At 43.3% G+C, this 17,726-nt stretch carries 12 protein-coding genes and 1 riboswitch; of the genes, 3 read left to right on the forward strand and 9 right to left on the reverse strand.

What is annotated here, in order from left to right; all coding sequences use genetic code 11:
• The first annotated feature begins 169 nt into the window (after positions 1 to 169).
• Both G3341_RS09235 and G3341_RS09240 read left to right on the forward strand, forming a co-directional pair.
• The gene (locus G3341_RS09235) at positions 170 to 1,552 is read left to right on the forward strand and encodes an amino acid permease (RefSeq protein ID WP_163861422.1); all 1,383 of its coding nucleotides are present in this window, start codon (positions 170 to 172) and stop codon (positions 1,550 to 1,552) included.
• 52 nt (positions 1,553 to 1,604) lie between these two features.
• Positions 1,605 to 2,021: a GFA family protein gene (locus G3341_RS09240; protein ID WP_154624061.1), complete on the forward strand. Its 417-nt coding sequence runs from the start codon at positions 1,605 to 1,607 to the stop codon at positions 2,019 to 2,021.
• Between the two features lie 74 nt (positions 2,022 to 2,095).
• On the opposite strand, the gene pagP is transcribed toward G3341_RS09240, so the two are convergent.
• A complete protein-coding gene (gene pagP, locus G3341_RS09245) occupies positions 2,096 to 2,671 on the reverse strand; it encodes a lipid IV(A) palmitoyltransferase PagP (RefSeq protein WP_154624060.1) in 576 nt (191 codons plus the stop codon).
• A gap of 259 nt (positions 2,672 to 2,930) precedes the next feature.
• Positions 2,931 to 3,021: riboswitch (TPP riboswitch) on the forward strand.
• A gap of 51 nt (positions 3,022 to 3,072) precedes the next feature.
• Here pagP and thiD point away from each other — a divergent pair.
• Complete coding sequence (gene thiD, locus G3341_RS09250) at positions 3,073 to 3,870, forward strand: bifunctional hydroxymethylpyrimidine kinase/phosphomethylpyrimidine kinase (RefSeq protein WP_154624059.1); 798 nt, start codon at positions 3,073 to 3,075, stop codon at positions 3,868 to 3,870.
• 207 nt (positions 3,871 to 4,077) lie between these two features.
• Here thiD and fbaB read toward each other — a convergent pair whose 3' ends face one another.
• The 8 genes from fbaB to G3341_RS09290 form a co-directional block, all read right to left on the reverse strand.
• Entirely contained in the window at positions 4,078 to 5,127 is a 1,050-nt protein-coding gene (fbaB, locus tag G3341_RS09255) for a class I fructose-bisphosphate aldolase (RefSeq protein WP_154624058.1), read from the reverse strand.
• A gap of 46 nt (positions 5,128 to 5,173) precedes the next feature.
• Positions 5,174 to 6,079 (reverse strand): lipid kinase YegS, encoded by a 906-nt coding sequence (gene yegS, locus G3341_RS09260; RefSeq protein ID WP_163861426.1) that lies wholly within the window; start codon positions 6,077 to 6,079, stop codon positions 5,174 to 5,176.
• Positions 6,080 to 6,517: 438 nt separating this feature from the next.
• Positions 6,518 to 7,897: a tRNA 5-hydroxyuridine modification protein YegQ gene (gene yegQ, locus G3341_RS09265; protein ID WP_154624056.1), complete on the reverse strand. Its 1,380-nt coding sequence runs from the start codon at positions 7,895 to 7,897 to the stop codon at positions 6,518 to 6,520.
• 146 nt (positions 7,898 to 8,043) lie between these two features.
• Positions 8,044 to 8,739, reverse strand: coding sequence for a two-component system response regulator BaeR (gene baeR / locus G3341_RS09270; protein ID WP_163861431.1), 696 nt, complete (start codon positions 8,737 to 8,739; stop codon positions 8,044 to 8,046).
• Entirely contained in the window at positions 8,736 to 10,130 is a 1,395-nt protein-coding gene (baeS, locus tag G3341_RS09275; protein WP_163861434.1) for a two-component system sensor histidine kinase BaeS, read from the reverse strand. Before baeS ends, baeR begins: the two co-directional genes overlap by 4 nt.
• Positions 10,131 to 10,139: 9 nt before the next feature.
• Positions 10,140 to 13,214, reverse strand: coding sequence for a multidrug efflux RND transporter permease subunit MdtC (mdtC, locus tag G3341_RS09280; protein WP_163861437.1), 3,075 nt, complete (start codon positions 13,212 to 13,214; stop codon positions 10,140 to 10,142).
• Complete coding sequence (locus G3341_RS09285) at positions 13,214 to 16,336, reverse strand: MdtB/MuxB family multidrug efflux RND transporter permease subunit (RefSeq protein ID WP_163861440.1); 3,123 nt, start codon at positions 16,334 to 16,336, stop codon at positions 13,214 to 13,216. Before G3341_RS09285 ends, mdtC begins: the two co-directional genes overlap by 1 nt.
• Positions 16,336 to 17,574, reverse strand: a complete 1,239-nt coding sequence (locus tag G3341_RS09290) for an MdtA/MuxA family multidrug efflux RND transporter periplasmic adaptor subunit (RefSeq protein WP_154624052.1) — start codon at positions 17,572 to 17,574, stop codon at positions 16,336 to 16,338. The genes G3341_RS09285 and G3341_RS09290 overlap by 1 nt, the downstream gene beginning before the upstream one ends.
• Between the last annotated feature and the right edge of the window lie 152 nt (positions 17,575 to 17,726).

Consider the following 17,726-nt stretch of genomic DNA (forward strand, 5'->3'; position numbering starts at 1 on the left):
TCCTTCTGCAATTTTTGTCACGTAACCTCAATATTTAATATGCTAAATGCTCATAATAGGGCAGAGTAGGTATTGAGATAGTGTTAATAATAAAATTCAAATAAACGTGTATGATTTGCTCAATAATTAGAGATAACAAGCAAATATATAGGATGATAAGGGTAAAGTTATGGCGCAAGAGCAGCAGACGCTAAAGCGTGGATTAAAGAATAGGCATATCCAATTGATTGCTTTGGGGGGCGCCGTAGGTACAGGGTTGTTTCTTGGAATAGCCACAACGATTAAGATGGCGGGGCCTTCTGTATTACTAGGGTATGCATTATGTGGTTTTATCGCCTTTCTGATTATGCGTCAGTTAGGGGAAATGATTGTTCAAGAGCCTGTTGCAGGTTCATTTAGCCACTTCGCGTTTAAGTATTGGGGCGGTTTTGCGGGCTTCTTGTCTGGCTGGAATTACTGGTTTATGTTTATCCTCGTAGGGATGACGGAACTGACCGCAGCAGGGGAGTATATGCGACGTTGGTGGCCTGACTTACCTATTTGGATCTCTGCTGCTGTTTTCTTTATTGCTGTTAATGCGGTCAACTTAATCAATGTGCGCTCTTATGGCGAAACCGAATTTTGGTTTGCTTTAATTAAAGTGATTGCTGTAATTGCGATGATTGTCTTTGGTTGTTATTTATTATTGAGCGGTAAAGGTGGCCCACAAGCCAGCATCTCTAACTTATGGGAGCATGGTGGTTTCTTTGCTAATGATTTTATAGGGTTATTAATGGCATTAGCCATTATTATGTTCTCATTTGGTGGCCTTGAGCTGGTTGGGATCACTGCCGCGGAAGCCGAAGAGCCTGAAAAAAGTATTCCGAAGGCGATCAACCAAGTTGTTTATCGTATCCTGATTTTCTATATAGGCTCACTAACGGTATTACTGGCCTTATACCCATGGGTTAATCTAGATGGTGAAACAAGTCCATTTGTTTTAATTTTCCATGAATTAGGTGACATCCTGGTTGCAAATGCATTAAATGTGATTATCTTGATCGCTGCTCTTTCGGTGTATAATAGTGCAGCTTATTGTACAAGCCGTATGTTATATGGCTTAGCGCAACAACAAAATGCCCCTCAATTTATGGCGAAAGTAAATAAAGGTGGCGTGCCTGTCATGGCGCTGATCGTATCGGGTATTGCAACTTCTGGCGGTATTGTGATCAACTTTATCATGGAAGGTAAAGCATTTGCTTTACTGATGACATTGGTTGTGACAACGCTGGTTCTTAACTGGATTATGATTTGTGTTTCTAACTTAAAGTTTAGAGCGCAAATGAACAAACAAGGTATTGAAACGAAGTTTAAAAGTATTTGGTATCCATTCGGCAATTACCTGTGCTTAGCCTTTTTAGCGATGATTTTAATTATTATCTTAATGATGGATGGGCTAAGGATCTCGGTCTTGATCATGCCAGTATGGATTGCGGTGCTATGGATTGGTTATCAGTTCTCTGGGGCGAAGAAACAAGAAGCTGAAAAAAACAAGGCATCGACAGCTAATTAATTAGCTTCAACATCAATTAATGTAATTATTCATTTCATTGATGGGAGGCTTTATGGAGACACGATTTGCCCAATGCCATTGTGGCAGCGTTAAATTCAAAGTAACACTCACCGATGGATTGAATACCCTAAGACGATGCAATTGCTCCTACTGCCGAATGAGAGGGGCAATTGCAGTCTCTGCACCATTATCTGGTATTGAAATTCTTGAAGGCAAACAAAAGTTAACCGAGTATCGGTTTAACACACAGCAGGCTGCTCATTTCTTCTGTTCTGTTTGTGGCATTTATACCTTTCATCAACGGCGCTCAAATCCTGAACAATATGGCGTGAATGTTGCTTGCCTAGAAGGCGTTTCGCCTTTTGATTTCGAAACAGTCAATGTTATGGATGGCATAAATCACCCGCAAGATGGCGGTGGTGGTGTTGTTGGGTATTTAACTTATCGGAAAGCAACGAATCAAAAATAATGCATCAATCAAAATGGCCAGTAACAGAATACTGTTGCTGACCACTTTTGTTGTTATTTAATGAATAATACGGATTACCACTGCCAACGAAGCCAGGCAAATAACACGTTGCCGTTATTATGAGTTCCTGGAATATAAGTGGCTTGAACCGCTAATCGGTCATATTCCATAGAAACTAATGGGAGTGGTAGAGGCAATGGAATATAGTAGTAGTCATCACGAGCCGTCACGCTTAACGTGAAACCTGCCCCCATTTTAAAACCATCCAGTTCGCCTGGGATCCACATTTTTTGAAAAGCATAACCTGCGATTGGCTCGACTTTGTTATGTGAGTCCATGAACGCCATAGCATATAAGGCATGCCAGTCATTATCTTCATCATAGCGATATTTACCGAGACCAAATCCCCAAGGATTTTCATTATAACTGTCGGTTTTTTCTTTATCGTAAGTAAACCGGTTATGCCATGTTAAAACAGGAATATAGATGTCGTATTGATCCGAATCCCAAGTAGTACTGACATTTCGAGTAAATTTATCCCAGAGTCCCTCAGACTCTTGAGCTGTGTTGGTGGATGACGCGAAGCAGATGGAAGTCATCATTAAAGCTGATGCTCCTACAACTTGCTGCAATTTTTTATTAACTCTCATTGTAAATCCGATTCAGGTTAATGCGTGTTTCGATGGCATTGAAGTAGATAAATATGGGTAATAAGTCTCGACTATCATGACTGATAATATGCTTATACACTTTAATTATTTTAGTTTACATAGGTGAGTTATAACAGCATTAATTGAATTTGCCTAATATTGGGCATTATCTTAATTGTCTCTGCATAATCAGCCATGTAAGGAAAGCTATGGCTGATAGGCTGGTCTGCTGCGAGAAAAAATGCGATACTTACTCAGTATTTTTGGCTCGGGGCGTCGCTTAAGACTGAGAAGCACCCGTATTACCTGATCTGGATAATGCCAGCGTAGGGAAGTCGGAAGCGTCAATGATAAACCTTCCAATAGACCACTCCTTATGCTGTGCTTAGGAGTGACATTTCATGAGAATCAATGCGTTAACCATTGCTGGAACAGACCCTTCTGGTGGCGCTGGGATCCAAGCGGATTTAAAAACGTTTTCGGCACTCGGTGCTTATGGAACGAGTGTAATGACTGCTTTGGTAGCGCAAAATACCCGAGGTGTGCAATCAGTTCACGAATTACCTGATACGTTTGTTGCTGCGCAGCTCGCATCGGTACTTAGTGATGTGCGTATTGATAGCGCTAAGATCGGCATGTTATTCAACCAAGAAGTCATTGCTGTCGTGGCGCAAGCCTTAAAGCAATATCATATTCCTCATATTGTTTTAGATACGGTGATGATCGCTAAAAGTGGTGATCCATTATTACTTCCTGACGCAATTGATGCGATGCGACGTGAGCTTCTGCCTTTGGTTTCACTTATTACCCCTAACTTACCTGAAGCGGCGGCATTGTTAGATGAACAAGTCGCGAAAACAGAAGCCCAAATGCTCAGTCAAGGGCATCGATTACTAGAAATGGGGTGTCAGGCGGTTTTAATGAAAGGTGGACATTTAACTGACAGTGAAAGTCCCGATTGGTTGATTACTCCTGAAGGCGAGTGGCGCTTTACGTCACCAAGAGTGAATACGCGTCATACTCATGGTACAGGCTGCACTCTGTCTGCCGCATTAGCGGCACTGAGGCCTCGATTTGCTAATTGGCAGCAAACGATTCCTGAAGCCAAAGCATATTTACAAGCGGCGTTAGAGCATGCGGATAGCTTAGAGGTGGGGGAAGGGATCGGACCTGTTCATCATTTTCATGCGTGGTGGTAAGGTGAACCACAAAAGTGCCTTCTTATGAAGGCTCCATGTTACTGATTGACAGAGTGTGCTTGCTGGCATATTGGCTATGCTGATTGAAAATCAATTAGGAAAATTGAGTATCATTTTTCCTGATAACATAAAGCGGGAAAAGAGGTTTTTTATCCCGCTTTGTTAACAATTTTATCCTGCAATCAGAGGACGTTAGGTAGATAAAGCTTAAGCGATGGTGATGTCTTTATTCAGGTAAACATCTTGCACGGCATTGATTAACTCGACGCCTTCCTTCATCGATTTCTTAAAGGCTTTACGGCCTAATATTAATCCCATACCACCTGCACGCTTGTTGATTACAGCAGTACGAACGGAATCACTTAAATCATTTTGCCCTGAAGCGCCGCCGGAGTTGATCAGGCCCGCACGTCCCATGTAGCAGTTGGCTAATTGATAACGTACAAGGTCGATTGGGTTATCTGTTGTCAGTTTGGTATAAACGCGCTCATCAGTATGACCAAACCCAATGGCTTTATAGCCCCCATTGTTTTCAGCCATTTTCTGCTTAACAATATCAGCGCCAATAGTCGCCGCGATGTGGTTAGCTTGCCCTGTTAAATCGGCACTTGCATGGTAATCAACGCCATCTTTTTTAAATGCGGAGTTGCGTAAATAAGCCCAGAGAACTGTGACCATACCAAGTTCATGTGCCCGTTCAAATGCCGCTGAGATTTCTTCAATTTGGCGACGAGACTCATGAGAACCGAAGTAGATGGTAGCACCTACAGCAACCGCCCCCATTTCAAATGCTTGTTCGACACTTGCATAGAGTGTTTGGTCATATTGTGCTGGATAACTAAGGGTTTCGTTATGATTGAGCTTAACTAAAAAAGGAATTTTATGAGCATAACGACGGGAAACGGCAGCCAGTACGCCATAGGTAGAGGCAACACAGTTACAACCGGCTTCAATGGCCAACTCTACAATATTTTTAGGATCAAAATAGAGGGGGTTAGCGGCAAATGAGGCTGCTGCTGAATGCTCAACGCCTTGATCCACAGGAAGAATAGATAAATAACCCGTTCCCGCTAAGCGACCATGATTAAATAAAGTTTGCATTGAACGAAGGACGCTATTGGGGCGGTTATTATCGATCATGACACGATCGACAAAATCAGAACCAGGTAAATAAATGCTGTCACGGGGAATGGTTTGGCAACGATGGTCAAGAAGCGTTGATGCTTCAGAACCTAACAGCTTGGCGATATCAGTCATGACTTCCTCCATTTAACAAAAGTCTAGGGGATGTTAATCATTAAATTTAAGATAACAAGCCACATTGAGGCGGTAATCGGCAGTGGATCGCTTCAGGTAGTAACTCAAAGGTGAAAGTTTCACCAGAAAGTGGCTCTCCGTCCAAATTAAATACCATTTCATGGGGGGATGAAATTTTGACCCAAGAAGTTGTTTTTTCAATTAAATGCTGATTTTTGTCATTGGTGAACAAATTCGTCAGTAGGGCGGGTATCACATCACGCGCAGGCACGATCAATAAATTCAATTTACCATCATCGATTAACGCTTCTGGAGTGAGTTGCTGACCTCCACCTGCTTGTTTACCATTGCCGATGGCGACGACTAAAGTTTCGCCTTCCCAGTTAAAATGTTCAGTTTCAATTTTACAGGTATCAGTTTTTAGGGTGTCAGGGCGTAATAGGCCGTTAATCACATAGGCCGCGCCACCGAGAGCGGATTTTAGGGCTTCTGGCGTTTCTGTGGTGATGCGTGTACCAAATCCCCCAGTGGCCATATTCATAAAAAAAGCATCATGATTCACTCTAGCAATATCGATAGCAAAAGCTTTACCTTTTACTGCTAATGCTAAAGCAGCATGGATATCCATAGGAATATTAGCGCTAGTGGCGAAATCATTCGCGGTTCCTAATGGTAAAATCCCCATAGCTGGGCGTTGTGTGTCAGGTAAAGCCATTAGCGCGCTTGATACCGCATTGATAGTGCCATCACCGCCGCCTGCAATAATGGTTTCTACGCCTTGCTTTATGGCTTCCTCAATAAAAAGAGGTAACTCACTGTTTTCCCATGGGATACGCACCCAAATCGTATGACCTTCGTCACGTAGTTGATAGATTGATTTTCTGAGTTCAGGATTGGCTGCTTGTTTGCCATTAAGAATAACGAGTGCGCGATGAAGCTTATCGATAGCCATTTTGATCCTTGTAATGAAAAAAAGAGTGATAAAAGTATAGACCCGATAGTTGGGGTAGTGGCAACTATTAAATAATCACATGGCTAAAATAAGTATAATTAACGGGGAGTTCGCAGAGGTAAAAAAAGAAATGGCTAGCTCAAGGGAGATTGAGCCAGCCAAGGAGGTGGTTCCTAGTCTTATTTTATGACTTTCTAGTTCTTCATTTTCGATTGTGACTATACGACATTGAATAGCTAATTGTTGTGATCTATTGCATAAAAATGGATATTAAATACATTTTCACGGAGAATCACTATTTATGAGAATGATTATCAATTGATAATCCTGTTTTATAAGGAAATAATATAAATTGAGGAAATAAAAAATGCTAGAAAATCAATAAATTAAATTATTGATATCTAGCATTATAATCAGAATAGATAATAAGTGTCTGAACTAAGCAGTAGTTGTCATTTCTGGCTGATGAGGTGAACGTGTTGTGGTGCCTGCCAGATTCCGAATCAATAAACCAAAATCGAGTTCAACATCATCGGGAACAGGAAGGTACACAATATGCCCATTTCCTGGTGCCACTTCAATTGCTTCCCCTTTACGGTTATGAAGCGTCTCAAGGGTGAACACAATATTGCCTGCGGGTGTCATTAATTCTAGGCTATCACCAACACTGAATTTATTTTTTACATCAACCTCAGCAAGTCCATTAACGCGTTTTCCTGTGAATTCGCCCACAAATTGCTGCGTTTCTGAAACTGAGTAACCGTACTCATAAGTCTGATAAGCATCATGAGTATGACGACGTAAAAAGCCTTCCGTGTAGCCGCGATGAGCTAAGCCTTCTAAGGTTGAAAGAAGGGTAGGATCAAAAGGTTTGCCTGCAACAGCATCATCAATAGCACGACGATAAACTTGCGCCGTACGTGCACAATAATAAAATGACTTTGTACGTCCTTCAATTTTCAGTGAATGAACACCCATTTTTGTTAGATTTTCGACGTGTTCAATAGCACGTAAGTCTTTCGAGTTCATGATGTAAGTGCCATGTTCGTCCTCAAAGGCGGTCATATATTCACCTGGACGCTTTGCTTCCTCAATCATAAATACTTTATCCGTTGGGGTGCCTTCGCCTAACGTAGGGGCAACATTTTTGACAGGGATAGGCTCATGCATGTGGACGATATTGCCAACCTCGTCTTCTTTACCTTCTTCGACTTTATATTCCCAACGGCAAGCATTGGTGCAAGTACCTTGGTTGGGGTCACGTTTATTAATATAACCTGAAAGAAGACAACGGCCAGAGTAAGCCATACAAAGTGCACCATGAACAAACACTTCTAATTCGATATCAGGCACTTGCTTACGAATTTCAGCAATCTCTTCAAGGGATAACTCACGCGATAGGATCACTCGCGTTAACCCCATCTGCTTCCAGAATTTTACCGATGCCCAGTTAACGGCGTTTGCTTGCACGGACAGGTGAATATCCATGTCAGGGAAGGCTTCACGTACCATCATAATTAAGCCAGGGTCAGACATAATCAATGCATCTGGTCCCATTTCAATGACAGGAGTGAGATCACGGATAAAAGTCTTGAGTTTGGCATTATGCGGCGCGATGTTAACAACAACATAGAATTTCTTACCTAACTCGTGGGCTTCTTGGATCCCTTTAGCGAGATTTTCATGGTTGAATTCGTTGTTACGTACGCGCAGGCTATAGCGAGGTTGTCCCGCATAAACGGCATCGGCACCATAAGCAAAGGCGTAACGCATGTTCTTTAACGAACCTGCTGGAGATAATAATTCTGGTGTAAACATGGTTGGTTCTCTGTCTGATGTCAAGTCAGGACTTACCCTTTAGAGGATAAGTATTTTAAAGGGAGCTGATTTTAGCGCGATTTTTCAGGAAATCAAAATATTCCCCACAAAAAGTAAGTCTAACTGACCTGCATCAATGAATAAGGCTAGACCTCATCCCACCGATAACCAAGACCATAAATAGAGCGAATAAACGTTTTTTCACTGTCGAGGGATTCAAGTTTACGACGTAAGTTTTTCACATGGCTATCAATCGTTCTATCGGTAACAATACGATGGTCATCATAAAGAATATCAAGTAGCTGATCACGAGAGAAAACGGTTCCGGCGTTATCAGACAAGAATTTCAGTAAACGGAATTCAGCGGGGGTCAATTCTAACAGCTGTTCGCCGTAGCGAACCTGAAAAGCATTTTCATCGATGACCAGTTGTGTCTTGCTTTTATCGGAGATGGGGAGACGCTGACAACGTCGTAAGATAGTTTTCACGCGTGCCACCACTTCGCGAGGGCTAAAAGGCTTACAAATATAGTCGTCAGCACCGATTTCAAGACCTAATAAACGGTCGATCTCTTCGGTTTTTGCCGTCACCATAATAATCGGTATTTCGCAAAACTTCCGCAGTTCGCGGCAAATGCTCAATCCATCCATACCCGGCAGCATTAAATCAAGTAGGATAATATCCGGCTGATGTTGTCGCACATAATCAACGACGCCATCACCCCTTTGTAGCAGTGAAGGCTGGTACCCAGCGGCGTGAAGATAATCGTACAGTAGTTGTCCAAGTTTTGGCTCATCTTCAACAACCAATACATTGGCACTTGAAGTTTCTAATACTGTCACTGCTCATTTTCCTTTTGATTAAGCGGTAAATGGATAGCAATGCATACGCCACCTAAAGAAGAAGGGCTAGCATGTATGCTTCCTTTATGGGCTTCTATAATATTATAACAAATTGCCAATCCTAGGCCAGAGCCGCCGCTAGCACGGCTACGAGACTCTTCAGCGCGATAGAAGCGTTCGAACAGGTGGCTACATTGCTGTGCCGTTAACCCCGGAGCACTGTCTTCCCAATAAAGGGAAAACTGGTCATTTTCAACAGTGGCTCGAATCACTATTTTACCGAGAGGGTCGGTATAGCGTAGGCTATTTTCCATTAAATTATAAAAGAGCTGTAGGATACGGTCAGGATCGATATTAATGATTTGCTGCTGAGGTAAATTGGCCTCAACGGTTAACTGTTTTTCTTCAAGTCGCCAATGGGCTTGGCCAATCGTCATATCAATTAATGGAATAATATCCGCAGACTGTATGCGATACACTAATGAACCACGATCAGACAGAGACAGTTGATGCAAATCATTGACGAGTTTAATCAATGTTTGCGTTTCTGCGAGTAAAGAATTAATGGTCTCAGGGGTGGCTTTACGAACACCGTCTTGTACCGCTTCTAATTCACCTTGTAAGACGGATAATGGTGTTCGTAACTCATGAGAGATATCCGCCATGTAGTCGCGACGCATCTGTTCATTTTTTTCAAGGGTTGAAGCTAAATGGTTAAAATCTTTCGCTAATTGCCCCAGTTCATCGTGGCCGACTTCCGCAACACGGATTGAAAAATCACCATTAGCAAGCTGATTAGTCCCATATAAAAGCCGTTTAATGGGCTTTAAAAAGCCTCTTGCTAACAAAAGAGTCGCGATTAAGGCAACAACTAAAGATAATCCTGCAATTAGCCAGCTGGTTAGCATCTGTTGTTCATCAAAGCGGCGGTCAATTTCACTGCTGATACCATCGCCACTACTGGCAATCACCCAACCCACAGTCTTGCCATTGGATGTGACGACTGGTTGACGGATGACATCATCCGGTAAAGGAACATCACGGCCTAAAATCAACTGATCTTGGCTATCGTAAACCCAAAAATAAGAACGCCAACCTTTTGGTTTGGTAGGAGGAAGGGCACGTTGGTGATGTTCTATGCTGCGTAAAATATGAAAAAAGGCACGTTCATTCCGTATTAAAAAACGCCAGCTGCCGGTTTCATCGTATTGTTCAGCAAGAGCATCGGCAATAAGTTCAGTACGCTGTTGATCATTCTCGCGAATATAATCGATAAAACCATGTTGAAAGCTCATGCGCACACCTTGGTGCATGATAACAACAAGCAGTATGCAGGTGGCAAAAATGGCCAAAAACAATCGGGTGCTGACACTATTAAATCTCAGTTTCATTATGTTGCCTTAATGAGTAAGCGTTACTGCTTTTTTGCTATAACGCTGTCTGAGTTGATCAAAGCATAAATACACGACGGGTGTGGTAAATAAGGTGAGAAGCTGACTCATCACCAAGCCACCCACAATCGTGATACCCAATGGTTGACGTAACTCTGCACCATCACCACTTCCTAACGCGAGTGGTAGGGCGCCAAAGATTGCTGCAAGCGTAGTCATTAAAATAGGTCTAAAACGGAGTAAACTGGCGCGGAAAATAGCGTCACGGGCCGTTAAACCTTCATTACGTTGAGCTTGGATTGCAAAATCAACCATAATAATGGCGTTCTTCTTCACTATACCGATGAGAAGCATGATCCCGATTAGCGCGATTAGGCTAAATGGGGTATTAAATAGCTCCAAAGCGAGTAAAGCACCAACACCAGCCGAAGGCAATGTCGATAAGATGGTTAATGGGTGAATATAGCTTTCATACAAGATACCTAACACTAAGTATACGGTGATAATCGCGGCAAAAATCAAAAATAATTGTGATTTTAGAGTGTCTTGAAATATTTGAGCCGTGCCTGCAAACGTCCCTCTAACCGTGGAGGGGACGCCAAGCGCTGTCATTGTTTTTTCGATTGCTGAAATAGCCTCTTCAAGGGTATACCCCTCAGCGACGTTGAAGGCAATGGTTGAGGATGCCGATAGGCCTTGATGGTTTACGCTTAATGGTGCATTTGCAGGTTGCCAGCGAGCGAAATAAGACAATGGTATCGCTTCACCGTTACTATTGATAACAAACATCTTATCCAGTGAGCTGACATCTTGAGTGTACTCAGGAGCAACCTCCATGACGACCTTATATTGGTTCATGGACTCATAAATGGTGGAAACTTGACGCTGACCAAAAGCGTTATTCAATAGGTCATTAGCAATCCGGACATCGATACCTAGTTGAGCCATTAAATCTCTATCATAGGTCATAGCCATTTCAGCGCCTTTATTTTCCTTATCCGAGTTCACATCGGTGACTTGAGGAAGGTCTGCAATAGCTTTACGTATTGCGGGTTCCCACTCGCGTAGGGCATTGAGTTCATCGGCCAATAGTGAAAATTGATAGCTGGAGTTTGCTTGCCGACCACCAACACGAATATCTTGTACTGGCATCATAAATAAGTTAGCGCCCGGTTCTTTGGCTAACTTAGCTCTCAATCGATTAATGACCGCATTGGCGCTCTCTGTGCGTTCATCGAGTGGCTTTAAAGAAATAAACATAGAACCACTATTCACGCGACTACCGCCTGTAAAACCTGTGACACTTTCGACGGCAGGATCAGCCTTGACTTGCTGCATAAAGCGCGTCATTTTTTCTTTCATCGCTTGAAATGAGATACTTTGGTCAGCACGAACAAAACCGAGTAAACGCCCCGTATCTTGCTCAGGAAAAAACGTTTTAGGGATAGCGATATACAAATAGATATTGAGCCCAATTGTCGCAAATAAAATCGCTAGCACACTGCGTTTATGTGATAACACCCAATTTAACGTGACGCCGTAACTTTCTTGTATCCGCTGTAAATAACGGTGAGTGCTATTAGGCTTGTCGGTTTTTATAATCCGTTTTTTTAATAAATGGGCGCACATCATCGGTGTGAGTGTCAGTGAGATAACCAATGATATGCCAATGGCGGTGGCGAGTGTGATAGCAAATTCACGGAATAGACGCCCAACCAATCCTTCCATTAAAAGCAACGGAATAAATACGGCAACAAGGGAAACACTCATGGAAACAACGGTAAATCCGACTTCGCTAACCCCTCTGACCGCGGCAATAAAGGGTTTAGTGCCATTTTCAATATGACGTGAGATATTTTCGAGTACCACAATGGCATCATCTACCACAAAACCGGTTGCAACGGTGAGTGCCATCAATGACAAATTATTTAAACTGAATCCACAAAGATACATGGCAGTAAAGGTGCCAATTAAGGAAACAGGTACCGCAATTGCGGGTATTAGCGTTGCGCGGCCTGAGCGTAGAAACAGTAAAACGACAAGTATAACTAAAGCGATTGCAATGATGAGTGCGCGCTCAACTTCAACCAGGGATGCACGGATCGTTGGCGTTCTATCCTGCGCGACTTTTAAATCAATTGCTGCGGGGATCATATTTTGAAATTCGGGCAGTTCAGCACGAATTCGATTAACCGTTTCAATAATGTTTGCCCCCGCTTCACGACGGATGACAATCAATACAGCGGGTTCTCCTCCAGACATACCTGCGGTACGCACATCTTGGATGGAGTCTTTAACGTTGGCGACATCACTTAATTTGACGGCATTGCCATCTTGATAGTGGACAATAATGGGGCGATAATCCGCGGCTTTCTTTAATTCATCATTGGTTTGCACTTGCCAGCGCTTGTCATCATCATTGATATAGCCTTGAGGCTGACGCACGTTGGCACTGCTGATCGCCGAACGCACTTTATCAAGCGATACACCTTGATTAAACAAGGCCGTTGGATTGAGTTCAACTCGAACAGCAGGCAGCGAACCCCCACCAACAGAAACTTCACTCACGCCTTCAATTTGTGCGATACGCTGTGATAAACGGGTTGATGCAATATCATAAATCTCACCCGTACTCAGGGTTTTTGACGTTAATGTCAAAATCATGATGGGAGCATCGGATGGGTTCGATTTATAGTATCTAGGTTTGCTTGGCATACCGCTTGGCAACAGGTTTTGTGCTGCATTAATCGCCGCTTGCACTTCACGAGCTGCATTATTGATATCTTTATTAAGATTAAATTCTAATGTAATTGTCGTACGACCCAGTGCACTGCTGGAGGTCATCTCACTAATACCCGCGATACTTCCTAATGAACGCTCAAGAGGGGTCGCAATAGAAGAGGCCATTGTTTCAGGAGAGGCGCCCGGAAGTGACGCTGTCACGTTTATCACGGGGTAATCAACCTGCGGCAACGGGGCAACAGGTAAGAAAATAAAGCTCAGCGCGCCACATAGCGAAATGGCGACGCTAATCAATGTGGTCGCTACAGGGCGGCTAATGAACAGTGCAAAGAAACGCTTCATTATGACACCTGTTGTTTACGGCTTTGACGACGAGCTTTTAAGTTATTGGAAAGACTATCAAATAACAGGTAGATTACAGGCGTCGTAAATAAGGTTAAGATTTGGCTCATAATTAGCCCTCCCACCATACAAATCCCCAGTGGTTGGCGTAGCTCTGCGCCGACCCCTGAGCTCAACATGAGAGGTAATGCCCCCAGTAATGCGGCCATGGTTGTCATGAGTATTGGGCGGAAGCGTAATAAGCAAGCTTGGTAGATAGCCTCTTTAGGCGACATGCCTTGCTGGCGTTCAGCAGCAAGAGCAAAGTCAATCATCATGATAGCGTTCTTTTTAACTATCCCGATCAGCAATATGATACCAATCACCGCGATCACATCGAGTTCACTGCCTGCCATCATTAAGGCAAGTAATGCACCCACCCCCGCGGTTGGAAGCGTTGACAGTATTGTAATCGGGTGAATAAAGCTTTCATATAAAATACCTAGCACGATATACATAGCGACAATCGCCGCGGCAATCAACCAAACGGTACTACTTAACGCCGCTTCAAAAGCGAGTGTAGCGCCTTGAAATTGGGTGGTAATTGATTTAGGCATTTCAATTTGTGCTTCAGCGTTTTTGACGGCATTTACCGCTGATTCTAGAGAGGCACCTTCAGCAAGGTTGAACGAGAATGTTGTCGCTGGGAACTGATCTAAATGATTGATGGCTAGCGGGCCATAACCTTCCTGAATGTTGACTAAGGTACTCAATGGAACTATTGCGCCATCAGTTCCTTTCAGACGAACATCATTTAATGCGTCGATGCCATCACGGGTTTGTGTATTATGCTCCAGAATGACACGATATTGGTTAGACTGGGTGTAAATGGTTGAGATCATGCGCTGACCGAAGGCATTATATAAGGCATTATCGATAGCTGACATGCTAATACCAAAACGACTTGCTGTATCTCGGTCAACATTAACGTAGGCAACTAACCCTTTGTCTTGCCAGTCACTACTGACATCCACTAATTCAGGTTGTTGTTTTAATTCCGCCAGTAATTTAGGCACCCATAAAGTTAGCTCATCCAAAGAGCTGGCTTGCAAGGTAAATTGATATTGCGTCCGCGCTAATTGTGTATCGATAGTGAGGTCTTGCATCGGTTGCAAGTATAAATTGACGCCTGAGACAGTATTCGCTATTTGTTGCAAGCGCGGAATAATGGTACTTACACGATCAGGGCGCTCGTCTAATGGTTTCAAGGTAATTTGAATACGTCCGTTATTCAGTGTTGCATTGGTTCCATCGACGCCCACATAAGTCGTGATATTGTCGACCGCCGGATCTGCCAATAATTTTTCGGCCACTTCTTGCTGTTTTTGCGACATTGCTGCAAATGAAATCGATTGACGGCTTTCAATGGTACCTTGAATAATCCCACCATCTTGTAATGGGAAGAAACCTTTTGGGATCCACATATACAGTAATACAGTTAGAACCAAGGTACCGATAGCCACAGAAAGTGTTAACCAACGATGATTTAATACACGTTTGAGCCAAATTGCATAACCTGCAATCATGCTATCGAAGAAACGCTCACAAGCGATTTCAAAGCGATTATGCTTATGTTCTGACTCGGGTTTTAATAAACGCGCACACATCATTGGCGTGAGTGTTAATGAAACCACGGCAGAGATGAGGATAGCAACTGCAAGGGTTATAGCAAATTCACGGAATAAGCGACCAACGATATCCCCCATAAACAGTAACGGTATCAGAACAGCCACGAGCGAGAATGTCAGTGAAATGATGGTAAACCCGATTTCACCGGCTCCCTTTAGGGCTGCTACGACGGGTTTATCCCCTTGTTCGAGATAACGGGAAATATTCTCAATGACCACAATCGCATCATCCACGACAAAGCCTGTGGCAATAGTTAATGCCATTAATGTGAGGTTATTGACGGAGAAACCGCAAAAATACATAACGGCGAAGGTGCCTACCAAGGAAAGCGGAACGGCAATACCGGGAATTAACGTGGCGATACCATTACGAAGGAACAGGTAGATCACCATGACAACCAGTGCGATAGCAAGCATTAATTCGAATTGCACATCGTTGACAGAGGCTCGAATCGTGCTAGTTCTATCCGTTAAGATTTTAACATCCACTGATTTAGGCAGTGTCTCGATTAATTCAGGCAGTAAATTGCGGATAGTATCTGTCGTTTCGATAACATTAGCGCCAGGTTGGCGTTGAATATTAATGACAATCGCTTGTTGCGTATTCGCCCAAGCACCCAAATAAGCATTCTCTGCGGCTTGCTCGATTGTCGCTATATCACCAAGTCGTACCGGCGCTCCATTCTGGAAAGCAACAATTAAACGACGATAATCATCCAGTGACTTCATTTGGTCATTGGCTGATAGGGTGACGGCTCGGGTAGGGCCATCGAAACTCCCTTTTGCAGAGTTCACGTTGGCATTGTTGATCGCAGTGCGAATAGTATCACTGTCTAAGCCTTTTGCTGCCATTGCTTGTGGATTCAAACTGACACGAACTGCTGGGCGTTGTCCACCTGCCAGTGTCACAAGACCGACACCATTGACTTGAGAGATTTTCTGAGCAATACGGTTTTCAATAATATCTTGTACTTGCGTTAGAGGCATCGCATCTGAAGTTACCGCAAGTGTTAATATCGGTGGGTCAGCAGGGTTAACTTTGTTGTAAATTGGCGGATAGGGCAAATCAGAGGGCAATAAACTGGACGCTGAATTAATCGCGGCTTGAACTTCTTGCTCTGCAACCTCTAATGGCAAAGTGAGCTGAAACATCAGTGTGATCACTGAAGCGCCGCCTGAACTTTGTGAAGACATTTGCTTAAGACCTGACATTTGCCCAAATTGTGTTTCTAACGGCGCAGTTACCGCCGATGTCATGACTTCAGGGCTAGCGCCAGGGTAGAGCGTCACTACCTGAATCGTTGGATAGTCCACTTCAGGTAATGCAGATACAGGGAGAAAACGATAACCGATAATCCCTGCGAGTAAGATCGCGACCATAAATAAGGTTGTGGCGACGGGACGTAAAATAAATAGACGAGAAGGGCCGCCACCTTTTTGGATCCCTGGCTGCATCAGGCTTTCTCCGCTGTATTTTTATTTTTTTGCGGTTTGGCTGATTTAGCGACCGTTTCACTATTCACGACCTCAACGCTGGTACCATCCGTTAAACGATCAACACCGTCAGTAATCACTTTTGTATTCGCGGTTAGACCACTTTCAATCACGACTTGATGACTATCTTGCATTCCAACAGTGACGGATTTTTTACTCACATGGTTATCATCACTTAATACCCAAACATAATGGCCTTCATTCCCCATTTGCAAAGCAGCAGTCGGTATGACAACGGCATTTTGCAGTGTTTCGACCTGCATTTTGATATTGACAAATTGGTTAGGGAATAAGCTTTGTAACTCGTTCGTGAAACGGGCTTTCATTTTTAATGTGCCGGTGGCTGGGTCTATTTGGTTGTCGGTGCTCAAGAGGTAGCCTTCACTAATCATCGCAATATTATTGCGATCCCACGCTTCGACTTTGACTTTTTGACCGGATAATTGGGCTTTTTGAACCGCAGGAATATCGCCTTCAGGCAGGGCAAATATGACATCAGCAGGTTGAGTTTGTGTGATCACGACCAGAGGAGTTGCGCTGCCAGCTGAAATGAAGTTACCTACATCGACTTGTTTTAAACCGACGCGCCCTGAAATTGGGGCGGTGATCTTACTGTAAGTGAGCTGTAATTTTGCGTTATCAACAGATGCTTGATCGACTTTAATACTGCCTTCTGCTTGTAACACTAAGGCTCGCTGATTATCGAGTTCTTGTTGTGAAATAACCTTCGTATTGGCTAATTTTTGATAACGGCTTAAATCTAGTCGAGCATTCGCCAAAGTTGCTTTATCTTTAGCAAGCTGACCTTCGGCTTGTGCTAATTGTACTTCAAATGGACGCGGATCAATTTCAGCAAGTAAATCACCCGCTTGCACTTGTTGGCCTTCAGTAAAATGCAATGACATTAATTGTCCTTCAACGCGGCTGGTGACAGTGACGACGTTTGCAGCCTGAACAGTGCCAAGGCCAGTTAAGTAACGAGGAACAACTTTTTCCACCGCATTAGCGTATTGAACAGGTGCGAGCATGCGATTTGGCATTCCACTAGGTCGTGTCGGCCGCGGGGTATTGGAATTATTTTGCGTGGTACTGGAAGGGTTTTCTTGCGAATAAAAATACCAACCTGCACCGGCAGCGATTATGACGGCAACGAAAATGGCTGAACGGGTGAATGTAGTACGGCGTTTTTGTTTATTCATTTAAATTTTCGCTTAGCTCAACAACAAGTAGAAAAACATCACATTAGAAGGACAAAGTCGCAGATATGCATCTGCTATATAGTTAAAAATTAGTCAGTTGCGTTATGTTAATAGTTTAACGTGGGGGTTACACGTAAAAATGAAGGAAATAT

It is taken from the genome of Providencia vermicola (assembly GCF_010748935.1).
Classification (GTDB): Bacteria; Pseudomonadota; Gammaproteobacteria; order Enterobacterales; family Enterobacteriaceae; genus Providencia; species Providencia zhejiangensis.

Excerpts from the sequence above, each read along its gene's own strand:
- yegS (WP_163861426.1), bottom strand. The coding sequence starts at position 6,079 with ATGGCTATCGATAAGCTTCATCGCGCACTCGTTATTCTTAATGGCAAA.
- G3341_RS09290 (WP_154624052.1), bottom strand. The coding sequence starts at position 17,574 with ATGAATAAACAAAAACGCCGTACTACATTCACCCGTTCAGCCATTTTC.
- fbaB (WP_154624058.1), bottom strand. The coding sequence starts at position 5,127 with ATGACTGATATCGCCAAGCTGTTAGGTTCTGAAGCATCAACGCTTCTT.
- thiD (WP_154624059.1), top strand. The coding sequence starts at position 3,073 with ATGAGAATCAATGCGTTAACCATTGCTGGAACAGACCCTTCTGGTGGC.
- G3341_RS09285 (WP_163861440.1), bottom strand. The coding sequence starts at position 16,336 with ATGCAGCCAGGGATCCAAAAAGGTGGCGGCCCTTCTCGTCTATTTATT.
- pagP (WP_154624060.1), bottom strand. The coding sequence starts at position 2,671 with ATGAGAGTTAATAAAAAATTGCAGCAAGTTGTAGGAGCATCAGCTTTA.
- G3341_RS09240 (WP_154624061.1), top strand. The coding sequence starts at position 1,605 with ATGGAGACACGATTTGCCCAATGCCATTGTGGCAGCGTTAAATTCAAA.
- mdtC (WP_163861437.1), bottom strand. The coding sequence starts at position 13,214 with ATGAAGCGTTTCTTTGCACTGTTCATTAGCCGCCCTGTAGCGACCACA.
- baeS (WP_163861434.1), bottom strand. The coding sequence starts at position 10,130 with ATGAAACTGAGATTTAATAGTGTCAGCACCCGATTGTTTTTGGCCATT.
- yegQ (WP_154624056.1), bottom strand. The coding sequence starts at position 7,897 with ATGTTTACACCAGAATTATTATCTCCAGCAGGTTCGTTAAAGAACATG.
- G3341_RS09235 (WP_163861422.1), top strand. The coding sequence starts at position 170 with ATGGCGCAAGAGCAGCAGACGCTAAAGCGTGGATTAAAGAATAGGCAT.